The 15,291-nt window shown below is 64.3% G+C and carries 15 protein-coding genes; 8 read left to right on the top strand and 7 right to left on the bottom strand.

From position 1 onward, the window contains the following. Nucleotides 1-113 precede the first annotated feature (113 nt). Genes O1A05_RS07770 through O1A05_RS07745 form a run of 6 tightly spaced genes read left to right on the top strand, consistent with a single transcriptional unit; the run spans nucleotide 114 to nucleotide 6,113 of the window. A complete protein-coding gene (locus O1A05_RS07770) occupies nucleotides 114-854 on the top strand; it encodes a tyrosine-protein phosphatase (protein WP_270107454.1) in 741 nt (246 codons plus the stop codon). Next, on the top strand, nucleotides 851-1,714 hold the full coding sequence (locus O1A05_RS07765) for a metallophosphoesterase family protein (RefSeq protein ID WP_270107453.1): 864 nt from the start codon (nucleotides 851-853) through the stop codon (nucleotides 1,712-1,714). Before O1A05_RS07770 ends, O1A05_RS07765 begins: the two co-directional genes overlap by 4 nt. Before the next feature lie 4 nt (nucleotides 1,715-1,718). Continuing rightward, nucleotides 1,719-2,771, top strand: coding sequence for an ABC transporter substrate-binding protein (locus O1A05_RS07760; RefSeq protein WP_270107452.1), 1,053 nt, complete (start codon nucleotides 1,719-1,721; stop codon nucleotides 2,769-2,771). Beyond that, a complete protein-coding gene (locus O1A05_RS07755; protein WP_270107451.1) occupies nucleotides 2,768-4,414 on the top strand; it encodes an ABC transporter permease in 1,647 nt (548 codons plus the stop codon). The genes O1A05_RS07760 and O1A05_RS07755 overlap by 4 nt, the downstream gene beginning before the upstream one ends. Before the next feature lie 38 nt (nucleotides 4,415-4,452). Then, the gene (locus tag O1A05_RS07750) at nucleotides 4,453-5,568 is read left to right on the top strand and encodes an ABC transporter ATP-binding protein (RefSeq protein WP_270107450.1); all 1,116 of its coding nucleotides are present in this window, start codon (nucleotides 4,453-4,455) and stop codon (nucleotides 5,566-5,568) included. A 2-nt stretch (nucleotides 5,569-5,570) separates the two neighbouring features. Further along, a complete protein-coding gene (locus O1A05_RS07745) occupies nucleotides 5,571-6,113 on the top strand; it encodes a histidine phosphatase family protein (RefSeq protein WP_270107529.1) in 543 nt (180 codons plus the stop codon). On the opposite strand, the gene O1A05_RS07740 is transcribed toward O1A05_RS07745, so the two are convergent. From O1A05_RS07740 to O1A05_RS07725, 4 genes are all read right to left on the bottom strand, one after another. After that, nucleotides 6,085-7,350 (bottom strand): acyltransferase family protein, encoded by a 1,266-nt coding sequence (locus tag O1A05_RS07740; RefSeq protein ID WP_270107449.1) that lies wholly within the window; start codon nucleotides 7,348-7,350, stop codon nucleotides 6,085-6,087. The genes O1A05_RS07745 and O1A05_RS07740 overlap by 29 nt on opposite strands. Nucleotides 7,351-7,495: 145 nt before the next feature. Further along, nucleotides 7,496-7,885 carry a 50S ribosomal protein L7/L12 gene (gene rplL / locus O1A05_RS07735; RefSeq protein ID WP_270107448.1) on the bottom strand — a complete coding sequence of 130 codons (390 nt, stop codon included), beginning with the start codon at nucleotides 7,883-7,885 and terminating at the stop codon, nucleotides 7,496-7,498. Between the two features lie 84 nt (nucleotides 7,886-7,969). Next, nucleotides 7,970-8,497: a 50S ribosomal protein L10 gene (gene rplJ, locus O1A05_RS07730; protein ID WP_270107447.1), complete on the bottom strand. Its 528-nt coding sequence runs from the start codon at nucleotides 8,495-8,497 to the stop codon at nucleotides 7,970-7,972. Nucleotides 8,498-8,759: 262 nt separating this feature from the next. Beyond that, a complete protein-coding gene (locus O1A05_RS07725; RefSeq protein ID WP_270107446.1) occupies nucleotides 8,760-9,944 on the bottom strand; it encodes an acyl-CoA dehydrogenase family protein in 1,185 nt (394 codons plus the stop codon). Between the two features lie 109 nt (nucleotides 9,945-10,053). Here O1A05_RS07725 and O1A05_RS07720 point away from each other — a divergent pair, with 109 nt between their 5' ends. Both O1A05_RS07720 and O1A05_RS07715 read left to right on the top strand, forming a co-directional pair. After that, a complete protein-coding gene (locus O1A05_RS07720; RefSeq protein ID WP_270107445.1) occupies nucleotides 10,054-11,802 on the top strand; it encodes an AMP-binding protein in 1,749 nt (582 codons plus the stop codon). A gap of 63 nt (nucleotides 11,803-11,865) precedes the next feature. Beyond that, nucleotides 11,866-12,408, top strand: a complete 543-nt coding sequence (locus O1A05_RS07715) for a MarR family winged helix-turn-helix transcriptional regulator (protein ID WP_270107444.1) — start codon at nucleotides 11,866-11,868, stop codon at nucleotides 12,406-12,408. 11 nt (nucleotides 12,409-12,419) lie between these two features. Here the strand turns inward: O1A05_RS07715 and O1A05_RS07710 are convergent, their stop codons facing one another. The 3 genes from O1A05_RS07710 to O1A05_RS07700 are packed head-to-tail and all read right to left on the bottom strand — an operon-like array spanning nucleotide 12,420 to nucleotide 15,291. After that, entirely contained in the window at nucleotides 12,420-13,223 is an 804-nt protein-coding gene (locus O1A05_RS07710) for an enoyl-CoA hydratase (protein ID WP_270107443.1), read from the bottom strand. Between the two features lie 2 nt (nucleotides 13,224-13,225). Continuing rightward, on the bottom strand, nucleotides 13,226-14,167 hold the full coding sequence (gene mmsB / locus O1A05_RS07705) for a 3-hydroxyisobutyrate dehydrogenase (RefSeq protein ID WP_270107442.1): 942 nt from the start codon (nucleotides 14,165-14,167) through the stop codon (nucleotides 13,226-13,228). Nucleotides 14,168-14,199: 32 nt separating this feature from the next. Continuing rightward, nucleotides 14,200-15,291: an enoyl-CoA hydratase/isomerase family protein gene (locus O1A05_RS07700; RefSeq protein WP_270107441.1), complete on the bottom strand. Its 1,092-nt coding sequence runs from the start codon at nucleotides 15,289-15,291 to the stop codon at nucleotides 14,200-14,202.

Below are 15,291 nucleotides of genomic sequence, written 5' to 3'. Positions count from 1 at the left end.
CTTCACGTCCGGGTGACCCCTCGTTCACCTGACGTCCACATCGGTCCGCTGAGATCATTTCGTAACGCCGTTTCATGAGTTGTGAAACGCTGTAACGAAAGGATCAACGCCCAGTGACCTCCCTCCCGGCCCAAGCCCAGGAGTCGCCCCCGATCGCCAATCTGCGAGCGCTCCCGGCGATTTCGCCGCTTCGAGTCTTTCGCTCGGCTGCGTTGCATCGGCTCGGCGCCGCCGGGCGAGAGGCACTCACCAATTTGGACCTGGCCGCTGTTATCGATCTACGCGAACTCGGCGAGATCATGGATGCACCAGATGAGCTCGAAGGATCCTGCGCTTCGGCCGCCTGGATCAGCATTCCGCTGTACCAGGGTCCGGTGCCCCTGAGCACCCCGATCGATCGCGTCTACCGAGACCTGCTCGAGCGACGGCAGCCACAGCTGTGCGCCGCCGTCAGCGCCCTCGCCCGCTACGCCGCATCCGGAGTACTGGTGCACTGCAAAGCAGGGAAGGATCGCACCGGCCTGGTCGTCGGTCTGTCGCTGGCCGCCGCGGGGGTCTCCCGCGACATCATTGCCACAGATTATGCCCGTTCCGGCTCCGCGCTGCCTCCCGAGTATCGAGAGCACGTGACGGCGATGGTCCAGGCAGCGGGTCTAGACGGCGCGGAGGCAGCCACCGCGCATGAGCTGCACCTGGAGAGCCCTCCGGCCGCACTGCTTTCCGCGCTGGACTTCGTCGATACTACGTACGGGTCGGTCTCCGAATATCTGCACGCCGGAGGGGTCACTGCAGCCGAACTGGACGCGCTTGCCACCCCGTTAACCGAGCGCTCCGTCCAGGAGTCCACATCGTGACCGGCCCTCGCCCCGCTCACCGTCTGGTACATCTCACCGACCCGCATCTCACCGCGGAGCAGGTGCTGCTCCACGACCGGTTGGAGCCCTGGTCGCGGCTGTTCTCTGCGTTGTCCGCTGCTGCGCAGTTCGCCCCCGATGCCGTGCTCCTGTCGGGAGATGTCGGCGAACGCGGACATGCCATCCATGACCGCGCCGCCCAACTGCTGCGTCAGGCCGAAAAGCAATTGGGGTGTCCGGTGATCACCGTACCGGGCAATCATGACGCTCCGGGGGCCATCGGGGCAGGGTTTAACACCAGCCGCACCGATACCGGCCCGAACCCTACGGACACGGTTCACGAGGTCAACGGTCTGCGGGTACTGGCGCTGGACAGCCACGGCTACAACGAGCCGCGCGGCAAGCTGGACCCGGAACAACTGGACTGGGTGACCTCAGTGCTCGCAGAACCGGCACCGCACGGCACGGTGATGGTCCTGCACCATCCGCCCATCCCCACGATCGACCCGTTCCTGGCCACGGTCGGCCTGGCCGACCCCGCCGCCTTGGCTGCGCGGTTACAAGGCGCCGACGTCCGAGTGATTCTCAGCGGCCACCTGCATCTGAGCACTGCTGGCTCCCTTGGATCGGTTCCCGTCTGGTCGGGCCCGGCGCTCTCTTATAACCACAACCCGTTCACCCCCGTAGGCACCCTGCAGGGCCTGGATTCCAGCTGGATGAGTGTCGTCGATCTACATGAGTCCACCGTGGTGACCTCCGCCGTGCCCATGCAGACGCCCGCCGCCGTCTTCACGCGCCATCTGCCCCCACCGATTCCATCCCCCACCACCCCCACAGAACCCCACACCACTCAGGAGTAACCCCATGCAGCGTTCCACCACATCCCGACCGATCGCCCGCACCCGTTCCGCAGTGCTCTCGCTGACCGCGGTCTCCGCTCTCGCCGCGCTCACAGCCTGCGGGTCCGCGGCCGGCGACGACACCGCCGACGCCGGAGGTGAAACAAATCAGACCATCACCGTCTACACGTCCGAGCCCCAGGCCAAGATCGACGAGATCGTCAGCGCCTTCGAAGAGCAGCACGACGGCGCCAACGTGGAGGTCTTCCGGGCCGCGACCGGCGAACTGAAGGCGCGCCTGGCTACCGAGCAGGAATCCGGTGGCATCCAAGCCGACGTCCTGCTCGCCGCCGACGTCCCCACTTTCGAGGCCTACGCCGCCGAGGGTGCCCTGGCTGAGCTCGACATCGACAACGCCGGTGATTTGGAAGACAACCTCGTGGACAAGGAGGGATTCTGGGTGGGCACCCGCATCATCCCGACCGTCATCGCCTACAACACCGAGGTCATCTCCGATGCACCCACCAGTTGGGCCGAGCTGACGAATGCAGAGTATTCCGGGCAGATCGCCATGCCGAACCCTGACGTCTCCGGCGCGGCCGCCTTCAACACCGCGGTGTGGCTGGCGGAGGATGATCTGGGTGAGACCTGGTTGGAAGACTTGGTGGCCAATGACCCGACCGTGTTGGAGAGCAACGGGCCGGTAGGCCAAGCAGTGGCCGGAGGGACCAACGGAATCGGCATCGTCGTCGACTATGTCATCCGTGAACTGGCCGAGCAGGGCTCACCCGTCGACCTGGAGTACCCCACCGACGGTGTCCCCTATGTTTCCCAACCGGCGGGCGTTTTCGCTGACTCGGAGAACCAGGAGACCGCCAACGCATTCGTCGATTTCCTCATCTCGGAGCAAGGCCAACAACTGGCCGTCGAGCAGTCCTACTTGCCGGTGCGCGGTGACGTGGGTGTGCCGGAAGGTGCACCCGAACTGGCCGAGTTGAATCTGCTGGATCCGGACCTGAACGAAATCGCCGCCACCCAGAACGACGCGGTGGATCTGTTCAATTCGATGGTGCGATGAGCGCAATCGGCATCAGACCGCTCACGGGTCCCGATGGGGTGCGCTGGCTGCGTTGGGCCGCCTTCGCCCTCCTCGGGCTCGTGGTGGTTTATCCACTGATCGAGCTGACGCTGATGGGCGCTCGTCCCGACGCGCTGGCCGCGCTGGCCCGCCCCGCCGTCGGCCAGGCCACCCTCAACTCGGTAGCCTCGGCTGCTGGTTCCGCTCTCGGGGCCACCGTACTGGGTGCATTCTTCGCCCTGGTCCTGGATCGTTTCCTGCTCCCGGGTCGGCACGTGTTGCGCTGGCTGATCCTATTGCCGTTCCTCATTCCGCCGTTTATCGGTGCGATGTCCTGGATGGCGCTGCTTGGAGTCAATGGCCCGGTGAATCAACTGCTGGCCGCCGTCGGGCTGGACACCCGGCTGTCCATCTTCGGTGGTTGGGGCGTGGTCTTCCTTCTCACCGTGCATTCCTACCCGATGGCCTACCTGGTGATCTCGGGCACCCTGAAACGCATCCCGGGCAATCTCGAAGAAGCCGCGCGCATTTCCGGCGCCGCTCCGTGGCGCGTGCTGACCACCGTCACCCTGCCTTTGATGCGCCCCGGACTGACCGCCGCGTTCATCCTGACTTTGGTAGCCAACCTGTCGGATTTTGGCATCCCGGCGCTGATCGGGCTCCCCGAGCGCTACACCACGCTGACCACGCTGGTGTATCGGGAACTCTCCTCGACGTCGACGACGAACCCGCTGCCCGCCGTCTCCGCCATCGGGCTCGTCCTCATGGTGCTCGCCGTGATCGCTATCCTCGCACAGCGGCGCCTTCCAAGCGATACTCAACTCACCGCCAGTTCGGCCTCCAGCCGTTTCGACGTCGGCTGGGTGGGTGGCACGGCCCTCTCTGCCGCGGCATGGGGGTGGGGGTTGCTGATCTGTGTGCTTCCACTCCTGGCACTGACATCACAGGCGCTCCTGCCGGCCCCTGGAGTTCCGCTGACCTGGGAGAACCTCACGTTGGACAACATCAGCAGGGCACTCGGTTCTCCCGGCGCCCTGTCCGGGGTGCAGAATTCGGTGATGCTGGCTGGCGGCGCCGCGGTCATCTGCATGGTCCTGGGCTTGGTGATCGCAGTGCTCCTAGTCCGAGTACCGCATCGCAGCAACGCGCTTCTGGACGGACTCACTACCCTCCCCCAGGCGCTGCCCGGTCTAGTGATCGCAGTGGGCTGGCTGCTGGTCGCCCCGCAACTGGGCATCTTCAACACGCCGTGGGTGATCCTGGGAGCGTATGTCATGGCGTTCCTGGCAATCGTCGTCCAGCAGGTCCGAGCGCCGCTGAGCACCATCTCCGCGTCTCTGGAGGAAGCCGCCCTGACTTCCGGAGCCTCCCGCCTCCGCGCGCTGGCCGATGTGAGCGCCCGCATGGTGCTCCCGGTGGTCGCTTCCGGCGGCCTGGTGGTGTTCCTCACCGCGGTCCGAGAGCTGACGATCTCCATTCTTTTGGTGGCGCCGGGAAGTCAGACCCTGGGCGTGACAATCTTCAACTTGCAACAGGCCGGCGACTACAACTCAGCCTCCGCCCTGGCGCTGGTGGTCGTCATTGTCGGGATTATCGGCCTGAGTATGGCCGCCGCAGTGACCTCACGACAGTCGAAAAACTGACCCGCTCGCCCTTCACAACCCGCAGATCAGGACACACGATGGCAACCATCTCCCTTTCGCAGCTGACCCACCGCTACGCCAACGGCCATGTGGGCCTGCACGACATCGACCTTGCAGTGGCCGAGGGCGAGTTCGTCGCCCTGGTGGGCCCTTCAGGATCAGGCAAGACCACCCTGCTGCGCACGATCGCCGGGTTCCTGCGCCCCAGTTCGGGAACGATCTGCATCGGCGAGCGCACTGTCGTTTCTGACGACGAGGGCGCTTGGATCCCGCCGGAACACCGCCGGCTAGGTATGGTGTTCCAGGATCATGCGGTATGGCCGCACCTGACGGTCCAAGACAATGTCGCTTACCCGCTGCGACGGGCACGGTGCCCACGCCGCGACATCACGGCACGAGTCGACGCGGTGATCAGCCAGGTCGGGCTGAGCGATTACGCTCGGCGTAAGCCCGGTCAGCTTTCCGGGGGACAGCGGCAACGAGTCGCCCTGGCCCGGGCCATCGTCGCCCGTCCACAAGCGTTGCTTCTCGATGAAGCGCTCTCCGCCTTGGACGAGCCACTGCGCGCCCGGTTGCGGAGGGAGATCAAGCGCCTCACCCGAGAAGAGAATCTCACCACAGTCCACGTCACCCACGACCGGGCCGAAGCCCTTGCGCTTGCCGACCGGCTGGTGGTTCTAGATCGCGGCGGAATCGTCCAGATCGGCACGCCGCACGAGCTACTCACACAGCCGAACTCCAGCTTCGTCGCCTCCTTCCTTGCCGACGCGTCCGTATTCTCCGGCGTGGTGTCCGGCGGGCGGTTCTACCCTGAGCACCCATACTTCCGTCCGCCGGCAACAACCACCTGGGTGAGCGACGGCGTGCACGACGGCAGCACTCACCACGCGATCGCCACAGTGGCGCCCGAAGACGTACGACTTCGTCGCCTCGACCCCTCGGTCGCGCCACCCGAGGACCACGCTACGGTCGTGTCGGTGTTGCGCGGACAGTACGGCGTCGAGGTCAGCATCGACTGGGCCGGCACCACGGCGCGCGTCTACCAGAGGAGCACCGACCTATCGGAGGCAGATCTCGTGCAAGTCGACCTGGCCGCCGCGCGGCTCTTCGTCGGTATCTCAGCTCGGCACGGTGCCGAGACCGGAGCACGGTGAGCATGCGGTGGGCCCTGGTCCGACACGGTCAGACGGAGTGGAATCAACGGCGGCTACTGCAGGGAGTCACCGACAACCCGCTCAATGTGGCGGGACAACACCAGGCCACCATGGCCGGTGAAGAGCTGGCACGGTCAGGAGTCTGGGATCGGATCGTGTCGTCTCCCCTGTTGCGAGCCCGTCAGACCGCGGAACGCATCGCCGACATCCTCGGGGTGTCCTGCGTCGAGCTTGTCGCCGAACTGTCGGAACGTGATTTCGGTACCGCCGAGGGAGCCTCGGTCGCCGGACTCGACGACGCGGCCCGCAGTCAACTCATGGCCCAGGGCGAATCGGAGCCGGCGGTTCTCCTCCGTGCGCACGCAGCTCTCGACCAACTCGTCCAGTGTTTCCCAGAAGATCGGATCGTCATCGTCACCCATGGCACGTTGATGCGGACCGTCTTGGACCACGCCTATCAGACAGCCACGCCGCGGGTAGACAACGGTCAGGTTGTCTCCGTCGATGCGGCACTGCTCACTCGGCCGATGTCCCTGCCGAAGTGACGGCCCCGTCGGCCATCGATGCGGGGCCCAGACGGCGCCGCGGCTCCAGTAATTTCAGCGTGCCGCTCCGCAGCCGCGGCCCCCAGGAGCGTTCGACCCAGCGGTGCACGAGCGCTGCGGCAACCACGACCGCGCCGAGCGCAATCAGCAGCACTACCGGCGCCGGTAGATGCTCGGACAACAACGAGATGATCCACCACCCCCACAGCTGGTGCAGCAGATACACCGGGTAGGTCAGATTCCCGGCGATCGAGGCCCCCGGAATGCGCCACCGAGCGCACGGAGTGAGAGTCACCATCGCCACCACCGCGAAAAGTGCTCCGACGACGATCCAGTATCCCCACCACGGATGGTGATGGCCCGTCAACTCCGGAGTCTCCCGCATCGCTGTGGTCGCGCTCGTGGCTGCCGCTATCACCGCATTCAGCCCGATGGCACCCCATCGAGCCAGGCTGTGGCCCTCGCGATACACCAGGTAGAGCACCATGCCTCCGGCGAACAGCGCAGCGTACTCGGGGAACATCACCTGCTGCAGCAGGTCACGCAGCCAGTCGGGCACTCCCAGCATCGGTCCGACCACCTGGACGATCTGGCCGGCCACGGGCCACGCCACGGCGAGGATGAGCACGCGACGGGCGGTGATGCCGAGCCAGCAGAAAACCGTCATCAGCAGGTAGAACTTCAACTCCACCCACAGGGTCCAATAGACCGCGTCCAGATGACCCACCCCGGGCATCCCGCCCTGGAACATGGTCAGGTTGGGCAGGATCTCCCAGGTCTCGCGGTTGGTGCCCATCTGTGGCCAGATCACGAATTGCAGCAGCGCCGCCGCCAGCACGGCCACCAGATAGGCCGGATACAGCCGTCCCACGCGGGAGGCGATGAAGCGTGCCGGACTGCGGCCCCAGCAGCTGAGCAGGATCACGAATCCGGAGATGAGGAAGAACAGCTGCACCCCGAAGTTGCCCCACGAGGTGACGACGCTCAGTCCGGGCCACACATCCCCCGCGGCCTGTTCCCGTTGGGTGCTGTCCCAGTACGTGTGATGGAACGCGGTCCAGTGAAAGAGGACCACGGCCAGTGCGGCCACGAGCCGGGTGATGTCCAGAGCCGCCAGCCGTCGCGGCTCACCACCGGCGGCCGGGACGACGGTTCGTGCACCGCTGGACGCAGAAGCAGACTCAGAATGCGTCGGTGTCGTCGATGCTGGGTCGGAGGGTGGGGCGAGGGAAGACATCAGCGAACACCATAGAAACAGCAGGTGGGTGCGCCCTGATGACTTCCTGAATGCCCGGTGACGATGTGCAGACAGTCAACGGCCCCGAGATCCGAATCGGATCTCGGGGCCGTTGAGGTACAGCTAGCGGCTCAGGCCGCGATCATCACTTCAGGGTGACGGTCGCGCCAGCGCCCTCGAGCTGCTCCTTGGCCTTGTCGGCGGTCTCCTTGTTGACGCCCTCGAGGACAGGCTTCGGAGCGCCGTCGACGAGCTCCTTGGCTTCCTTCAGACCCAGCGAGGTCAGAGCGCGAACTTCCTTGATGACGCCGATCTTCTTGTCGCCGGCAGATTCCAGGACGACGTCGAACTCGGTCTGCTCTTCAGCAGCGGCAGCCTCGCCGCCGGCAGCCGGGGCAGCAGCGCCAGCAACGGCGACCGGAGCAGCGGCGGTCACATCGAACTCTTCCTCGAAGGCCTTGATGAACTCGGAGAGCTCGATCAGGGACAGTTCCTTGAAGGCGTCCAGCAGTTCTTCGGTGGTCAGCTTAGCCATGGTGATGGCTCCTTTACGTTGTCAGATCGTTTCGGTGAAACGTGCGGATCTTGGGGGTGGCAGGTTCCTGCCGGTGTTCTAATATCAGGCAGCTGCGGACTCTTCGTTGCGGACGCGCAGGGCTTCCACGGTACGAACAGTCTTGGACAGCGGAGCCTGGAACAGGGCTGCGGCCTTCGACAGGTTGCCCTTCATGGCACCTGCCAGCTTGGCCAGCAGAACCTCGCGAGACTCAAGATCCGCGAGCTTCTTAACACCGTCGACATCTAGGGCTTGGCCATCCATGTAGCCGCCCTTGATGATCAACTTGTCGTGGTCCTTGGCAAAGTCACGCACAGCCTTCGCCACGTCCACCGGGTCACCGGAGACGAATGCGATTGCGGAGGGACCTGACATCTTGCCTTCGAAGGCATCGATGCCGGCTTCCTTAGCCGCAATATCGGTCAGCGTGTTCTTCACCACGGCGTAGGTGGCGTTCTCACCGAGGGAGCGTCGCAACTGCTTCAGCTCGTCCACAGTGAGACCACGGTATTCCGTCAGCACGGCAGCCGCAGAGTTACGGAAAAGTTCCGTCAACTCGGCCACTGCTGCGGCTTTTTCAGACGTCGCCATGGCACTCCTTTCCAGTACTGGGACCGGCCTTGCTGTTTCACTCGCATGAAAAAACGCCCCGTGCAGGTGCACAGGGCGTTGCATACGTCTAGACTGACGCGTCAGCGGCTCGTGTTCACCTGCGCAGGTCGCTTCATCTAGAGAAGTCTTTACAGCTGTTCCTTCTGCGGGATCCACTGCCACGTGGACACCAGAAACAACGACCGGCGGTCTTTGGTGACTTCATCGTACACGCAGCGGCCGCGCGCCACCAAATTCACGGTCAGACAAAGGCGGAGACTCCGGTGAGCGCCCGGCCCACAATCAAGGAGTTGATCGAATGCGTCCCCTCATAAGTGTAGATCGCCTCGATATCGCACATCGTTTTAGCCATCCCGAAATCCGTGACGATACCGTTGCCACCCATCGCGTCCCGTCCGATCGCAGCAGATTCGCGAGCCAGTCGCGTCACCGTAGCTTTCGCCAGGGCGGCCTGAGCCATTTCCAATGGCCCCTCATCTTGCACGCGGGCAATGTCGGCCATCAGCGAGGTCGACAGCGCCAGATTGCCCGCGACCTGCGCCAAGGCGCCCTGAATCAGCTGGAATCCAGCCAATGGCCGACCGAACTGTTCTCGCCCCATCACGTAGTCGCGCAGGATGGCCAGGATGGACTGCTGGGCACCCACCGCCTGCCAGCCCACCCAGGCGCGGGAAACGCAGAGCAGGTCGTTGGCAGCATTGAAAGAACTGGCACCAGGGAGCAACGCCTCGGCCGGTAGGTGCACCTCATCGAAGGTAATGTCGGCGTTCTGCATGATGCGCAGGCCGATCTTGTGTTCAATTTTCGTGGCCGTGTATCCGGGGCTATCAGTCGGTACGAGGAAGCACTTCACGTTCCCATCGGACGCATCACGCGCCCAGACCAGAGCAAAATCCGCCAGGGTGCCGAGTCCAATCCAGCGCTTCGCACCGCTGAGCACCCATTCCTCACCGTCGCGGCGCGCTAGAGTCTCCATCCCGCCGGCCACATCTGATCCGTGATCTGGTTCGGTCATACAGAACGCCCCCAGCGCCTGCAGAGAACGCAGGCGGGGCAGCCACGTATCCCGCTGCTTCTCGGAACCGAACGAAGCGATCATGCCAATGATCAACTCGTTATGGATCCCGACCAGCGCCGACAGCGACAGATCAGCTCGAGCGAGAGCAGCGTGGGCGAGCCCCTGGTACAAGTGCGTGGCACCACTCAGCGCAAGGTCGCCGAACCCAAGCTCCACCAAGTCCGGGAGCAGCTCCGGAGCAAAGGCGTCGCGATTCCACGCATCAAGAGCCCGTGTCGCAATCCGAGATTCAATGCCGGCATCCACGACGGAGAGCCGCTCCGATTCAACCGCGGAAAGTCGACGTCGCACTCCGAGCAGGTCACCGCCAGAAAAGTCACCCGCATCTCGATGAATTGTCTGCGCCATCTCGCTCCCTCAGATCGTCGCCCTTCAGATCATTCCATTGCCAACTATAGGTCATCCAAGTACATTTGTGTGAACCACCTCACAGTTTGATGATGCGATGATGGAGGGCATGATGCCGACTGTCACTGAACGTTTCCGCCATGTCCGCGACCGTCTGGTCGAGAATCAGCTTGATTGGAGTCAAGCCCGGGCGGATTTCGAATGGCCTCATTTCGAGCACTTCAATTTCGGTCTGGATTGGTTCGACTCGATCGCTGCGTCCAGCGCGCGGAAAGACGCTGCCGCCCTGATCATCGCCGAGGAGAACGGGCAGGTGCTGCGCCGAAGCTTCGCCGAACTCTCCCGCGATTCCAATAAGGTGGCCCGCTGGCTGCACCGTGTCGGTGTACAGCGCGGCGACCGGGTGATCCTGATGCTGAACAACCAGATCGAACTCTGGGAGTCGATGCTGGGATGCATCAAGATCGGTGCGGTGATGATTCCAACCACCACCCAAATGGGTCCGGAAGATCTGCGCGACCGCGTCGAACGCGCTTCGACACGCTGGGTGATCGTAGGTGCTGCCGATGCGCGAAAATTTGCGGACGTGTCCGGCGCCTACACGGTGATCTCGGTACCAGGGCACTACACCCCGGACGCGCCCGCTCCACCGTTGGGTGAGCGCAGCGTCCTGAATTTCACCGAGGCCTACCAGTGTGACGGTGATTTCCAGCCCGATGGCCCCACCCCCGCCGATGACACGCTCCTGCTGTACTTCACCTCCGGTACCACGTCGAAGCCAAAACTGGTCGAGCATACCCACGTCTCCTACCCGGTGGGACACCTCAGCACGATGTATTGGATCGGGTTGGAGCCCGGGGACGTGCACCTGAACCTGGCTAGCCCGGGCTGGGCCAAGCACGCCTGGTCGAATTTCTTCGCCCCGTGGATTGCCGAGGCCACCATCTTTGTGTTGAATTACCGCAAGTTCGATGCCGCTGGCCTCATGTCGGCGATGGACGCCAACGGGGTCACGAGCTTCTGTGCTCCACCCACCGTGTGGCGGATGCTGATCAAAGCGGACCTGAGCACGATGAAGCACCCGCCGCAGAAAACGGTCTCGGCTGGTGAGCCGCTCAACGCTGAGGTGATCGACCAGGTGCACCGGGCGTGGGGCGCCACCATCCGCGATGGATTCGGCCAGACCGAATCCAGCCTCCAGATTGCGAACACCCCAGGCCAGCGTTTGGAGATTGGTTCCATGGGCCGCCCGTTGCCCGGATTCAACGTCGTGCTCATTGACCCGATCACCGGTGCCGAGGCGCGCGAGGGCGAAATCTGTCTGAAGCTGGAACCGCGACCGATCGGCCTGATGCGCGGCTATGCCGGTGACGCCGAGAAAACGGAGGAAGCCTTCCGAGACGGTCTCTATCACACCGGCGACATTGCCTCGGTGAACGAGCACGGCGTCTACACCTATGTGGGACGCTCCGATGACGTCTTCAAATCCTCGGACTACAAGATCTCGCCCTTCGAGCTGGAATCGGTGCTGGTGGAGCACCCGGCGGTGCTGGAGGCAGCAGTCGTGCCCGTTCCCGACGAACTGCGGCTCACCATCCCGAAGGCGTTCGTCACCTTGGCTTCCGGCGTCGAGCCCACTAGGGAGACGGCGCAGCAGATTCTTCAGCACACGCTGACCAAGCTGCCGCCATACAAGCGGATCCGGCTCATTGAGTTCCGTGAGCTGCCGAAAACCATCTCGGGGAAGGTGCGCCGGGTGGACCTGCGCAGTCTAGAAGCCGACCGAGACGAGGCGGCATCACCGCGGACGGCGGAGTTCCATGAGAGCGATCTCCAGCTGGACCGCGATAACCGCTAAGCGCCCTGCTCGCCCGTACACTGATCCTGTTCCGTTATCCGCCGAAGAGATGTGACACATACGATGACCGCCCACCCCGAGACCTCACGTAACCGCGACCTCGCCTTCGACCCCATTCACGAGGCGCGCAGTAACTGGGTGCGCCAGGGCTGGGAGGACGTCGCAGATTCGATGGCGGCGGTGACCTCGGTGGTGCGTGTTCAGCAAATTCTGATCAATCAGGCCAACGAGACGCTCAAGCCGTTCGCGCTCACTTTCGCCCGATTCGAACTGTTGGCGTTGCTGAGCTTTTCGCACGAGCAGCGCATGCTGATGAATAAGGCCTCGGCCCGGCTCCAGGTGCATCCCACCTCGGTGACCCATACGGCGGACCGGCTGGAGAAAGACGGATTGGTGGAGCGCCGTCCCGTGGAGGCAGACCGGCGCGCCGTGCTGCTGGTGCTCACGGATCAGGGACACCGCCTGGCACGCGAGGCGGCCGAGGCATTGAACCGTGATTATTTCAGCGGTTTCGGGCTCTCCGCGGAAGAGGCCCGCGAGCTGTTTCAGATACTGAGGAAGCTACGCATCGGGGCCGGCGATTTCGCCGACACCGCCCCAGCCTGACTGAGATCGGCTCAGCAGTGCGACCACTGCGGGTCGCGCTTCGAGACGAACGCGTCCATCCCATCGGTCTGGTCTTGGGTGGAGAACAGGGCGTGGAAGACCCTCCGCTCGAACTGGATCCCCTGATGCAGGGTGGTCTCAAACGCGGCGTTCACCGCTTCCTTGGCCATCTGCGCCACTGGCTTTGATTTCGCTGCGATCTCGGCAGCCACGGAGCGCGCGGTATCGTCGGCGTCGGCGTCGGGGACCACTCGAGACACCAGGCCGATCCGTTCGGCCTCAGCGGCGTCGATGCGGCGTCCGGTGAGAATCAAGTCCATGGCCTTGGCTTTGCCCACCGCACGGGTCAGCCGCTGGGAGCCGCCCATGCCGGGAATCACCCCGAGGGTGATCTCGGGCTGCCCAAAGGCTGCCGTTTCTGAGGCGATCAGAACATCTGCCATCATCGCCAGCTCGCAGCCGCCGCCGAGGGCGAAGCCACGGACTGAGGCGACGATCGGGGTGCGGAGCCGGGTCAGGGCGTCCCAGCCGGCGAACCAGTCGGCGGCGTACATGGTGGCGAAATCTTGCTGGGACATCTCCTTGATATCGGCTCCCGCGGCGAATGCGCGCTCGGAACCCAGCAGCACGATGGCTCCGATGTTCGGATCGGCATCGAATTTTTGGGCTGCCGAGACCACCTCGTCCATGGTCTGCGCGTTGAGTGCATTCAGTGCCTTGGGCCGGTTCAGCTGAATGGTGCCCACCCGGCCCGCCGTGGAGACCAGGATCGTCTCAAAGGCACCGTCGCGGTGGGGGTATTCGCTCGTCGTCATCGCTAGTTCTCCCTCAGCTCGTGAATGATGGCGGAAAAGTCCCGGTGCGCGCCGTCGGTTGCGGCAAATTCCCGGTAGATCTGGTGGGCCAGGGCACCCATGGGGGCGGCCGATCCCGTGGCTTCCAGCGCTTGGGCGGCCAGGCCGAGGTCTTTGTTCATCAGGGCGGTGGCGAAACCGGGTTGATAGTCGCGGTTGGCGGGCGAGCTGGGCACCGGTCCGGGCACGGGGCAGTTGGTGGTGACGGCCCAACATTGCCCGGAGGCTTGGGAGATGACGTCGAAGAGGGCTTGGTGCTCGAGCCCAAGTCGCTCCCCGAGCACAAAGGCTTCGGCCGCCCCGATCATGGTGACACCCAACAGCATGTTGTTGCAGATTTTCGCCGCTTGGCCCATCCCAGGGCCACCGCAGTGCACGATGCGCGCGCCCATGATGTCCAGCAGCGGGTGCACAGCGGCGAACGTTTTGTCGGTGCCGCCCACCATGAAGGCCAGAGTGCCGGCTTCGGCGCCCACCACTCCCCCGGACACCGGCGCATCGGCGGCGGTAAAGCCTGCTTGCACCGCCATCTCGGCGGCTTGTTGAGCTTCGGCCACATCGATCGTCGAGCAGTCGAGAAAGATGGTGCCTTCCCGGGCTGCGGTCAGAGCTCCGCCGGAGGGATCAGCATCCGAGCCGCGGTAGACCTCGTGCACGTGTGCCCCGCTAGGCAGCATGGTGAGCACGACGTCGGCCTCCCGCACCGCCGAGGGGATGTCCTCGGCGATGACCACGCCGGTGGCGCGTGCTGCCTCAACCGCGGCCGGGACCACGTCATAGCCGGTTACCCGCACGCCAGCGGTCACCAGGTTGCCGGCCATGGGGCCACCCATGTGGCCCAGCCCAATGAACGCGACGTGGACGTCTGCGCCGGGGGCGTTGGGATGAGGAGGAGATTCGGTCATGGTCATCACTCTCTCGCGGTTCGCCACGGTACTCAGGCGAACAGTCGGTAGCGCTCGTCCGGTTCGAATTGGGCCTGCACCCACTCGGCGTCGACTTCGGCAAGACTGGCCGGAGTCCAGGATGGGTTGCGGTCTTTGTCGATCACCTGGGCACGGATTCCTTCGGCGAAGTCGGGGTGGTCACAGCGGCGCATCCCTACCGTCAGTTCCCGCTGCAGGCTGTCTTTGAGGCTGCCGCCGTCCGCGCGGCGGACCAACTCAAAAGTCAGTGCCAGCGACGACGGTGATTTCGCTTCCAGCGTTGTCCGTGTCTCATGTGCCCAGCGGGCGTCGGAGTCGTTGTCCGCGTTCTCGGCACCGGCGCTCAGCGACTCCAGGGAGTCCAAGATATGTTCCAGGGTGTCCTGAGCGAAGACCCGGTCGATCCGGGCGCCATCGGCCTCGGCGGCGAACAGTGATTCCCCGGCCTCGGTCTGAAATGCGGAGATCACATCGTCGATGCTGTCCCGGGTGAGCGCGTCAACAAGTTCATCCAATCGCGAGGAATCCGTGGCTGCATCGGCCAGTCCCAGGTGCACCGCTTCGGCAGGGCCCAGGTGCTGGCCGGTCAACGCGGCATAGACTCCGTGTGCGGCCCGCTCCCCCGACGCCTGGGCGAGCAGATGTGGTCCGCCGACGTCGGGAATGAAACCGATCGTCGTCTCGGGCATGCCGGCGCGCGTCCGTTCGGTGACGAACCGGTGGGAGCCGTGGGCAGAAATGCCGATGCCACCACCAAGGGTCAGCCCGTCCATCAGGGCGATATACGGTTTCGGATACTCATCGATGAGAACGTTGAGTTCGTACTCGGTGCGCCAGAAATGCTCGGTCTCGGGGTGGCCCTGAGTCGACGATGTCAGCTCCCGGTAGATACCCACGATGTCGCCACCGGCACACAATCCGCGCTCGCCCGCACCGCGCAGGACCACCTGGGCCACGGTATCGTCGTCACGCCACGATTGCAGCGTGCTCAGTAGCGTCTCCACCATGCCGACGTTTAGGGCATTCGCGGCACGGGTCCGGTTCAGGGTGAGGATGCCGAGGTGACCGCGCACCTCGACCAGAACTTCGGGGCTCTGGGTCAT

This window comes from Citricoccus sp. NR2, from assembly GCF_027594385.1.
Taxonomy (GTDB): Bacteria; Actinomycetota; Actinomycetes; order Actinomycetales; family Micrococcaceae; genus CmP2.
Note: the sequence above shows the minus strand (reverse complement) of the source record. Positions and strands in the feature narration are given on the sequence as shown.

Coding starts and splice junctions, on each gene's coding strand:
- O1A05_RS07725 (WP_270107446.1), bottom strand. CDS start 9,944: ATGGCGCAGACAATTCATCGAGATGCGGGTGACTTTTCTGGCGGTGAC.
- O1A05_RS07750 (WP_270107450.1), top strand. CDS start 4,453: ATGGCAACCATCTCCCTTTCGCAGCTGACCCACCGCTACGCCAACGGC.
- O1A05_RS07720 (WP_270107445.1), top strand. CDS start 10,054: ATGATGCCGACTGTCACTGAACGTTTCCGCCATGTCCGCGACCGTCTG.
- O1A05_RS07700 (WP_270107441.1), bottom strand. CDS start 15,291: ATGACCCAGAGCCCCGAAGTTCTGGTCGAGGTGCGCGGTCACCTCGGC.
- O1A05_RS07710 (WP_270107443.1), bottom strand. CDS start 13,223: ATGACGACGAGCGAATACCCCCACCGCGACGGTGCCTTTGAGACGATC.
- mmsB (WP_270107442.1), bottom strand. CDS start 14,167: ATGACCGAATCTCCTCCTCATCCCAACGCCCCCGGCGCAGACGTCCAC.
- O1A05_RS07745 (WP_270107529.1), top strand. CDS start 5,571: ATGCGGTGGGCCCTGGTCCGACACGGTCAGACGGAGTGGAATCAACGG.
- O1A05_RS07760 (WP_270107452.1), top strand. CDS start 1,719: ATGCAGCGTTCCACCACATCCCGACCGATCGCCCGCACCCGTTCCGCA.
- O1A05_RS07715 (WP_270107444.1), top strand. CDS start 11,866: ATGACCGCCCACCCCGAGACCTCACGTAACCGCGACCTCGCCTTCGAC.
- O1A05_RS07755 (WP_270107451.1), top strand. CDS start 2,768: ATGAGCGCAATCGGCATCAGACCGCTCACGGGTCCCGATGGGGTGCGC.
- rplL (WP_270107448.1), bottom strand. CDS start 7,885: ATGGCTAAGCTGACCACCGAAGAACTGCTGGACGCCTTCAAGGAACTG.
- rplJ (WP_270107447.1), bottom strand. CDS start 8,497: ATGGCGACGTCTGAAAAAGCCGCAGCAGTGGCCGAGTTGACGGAACTT.
- O1A05_RS07740 (WP_270107449.1), bottom strand. CDS start 7,350: ATGTCTTCCCTCGCCCCACCCTCCGACCCAGCATCGACGACACCGACG.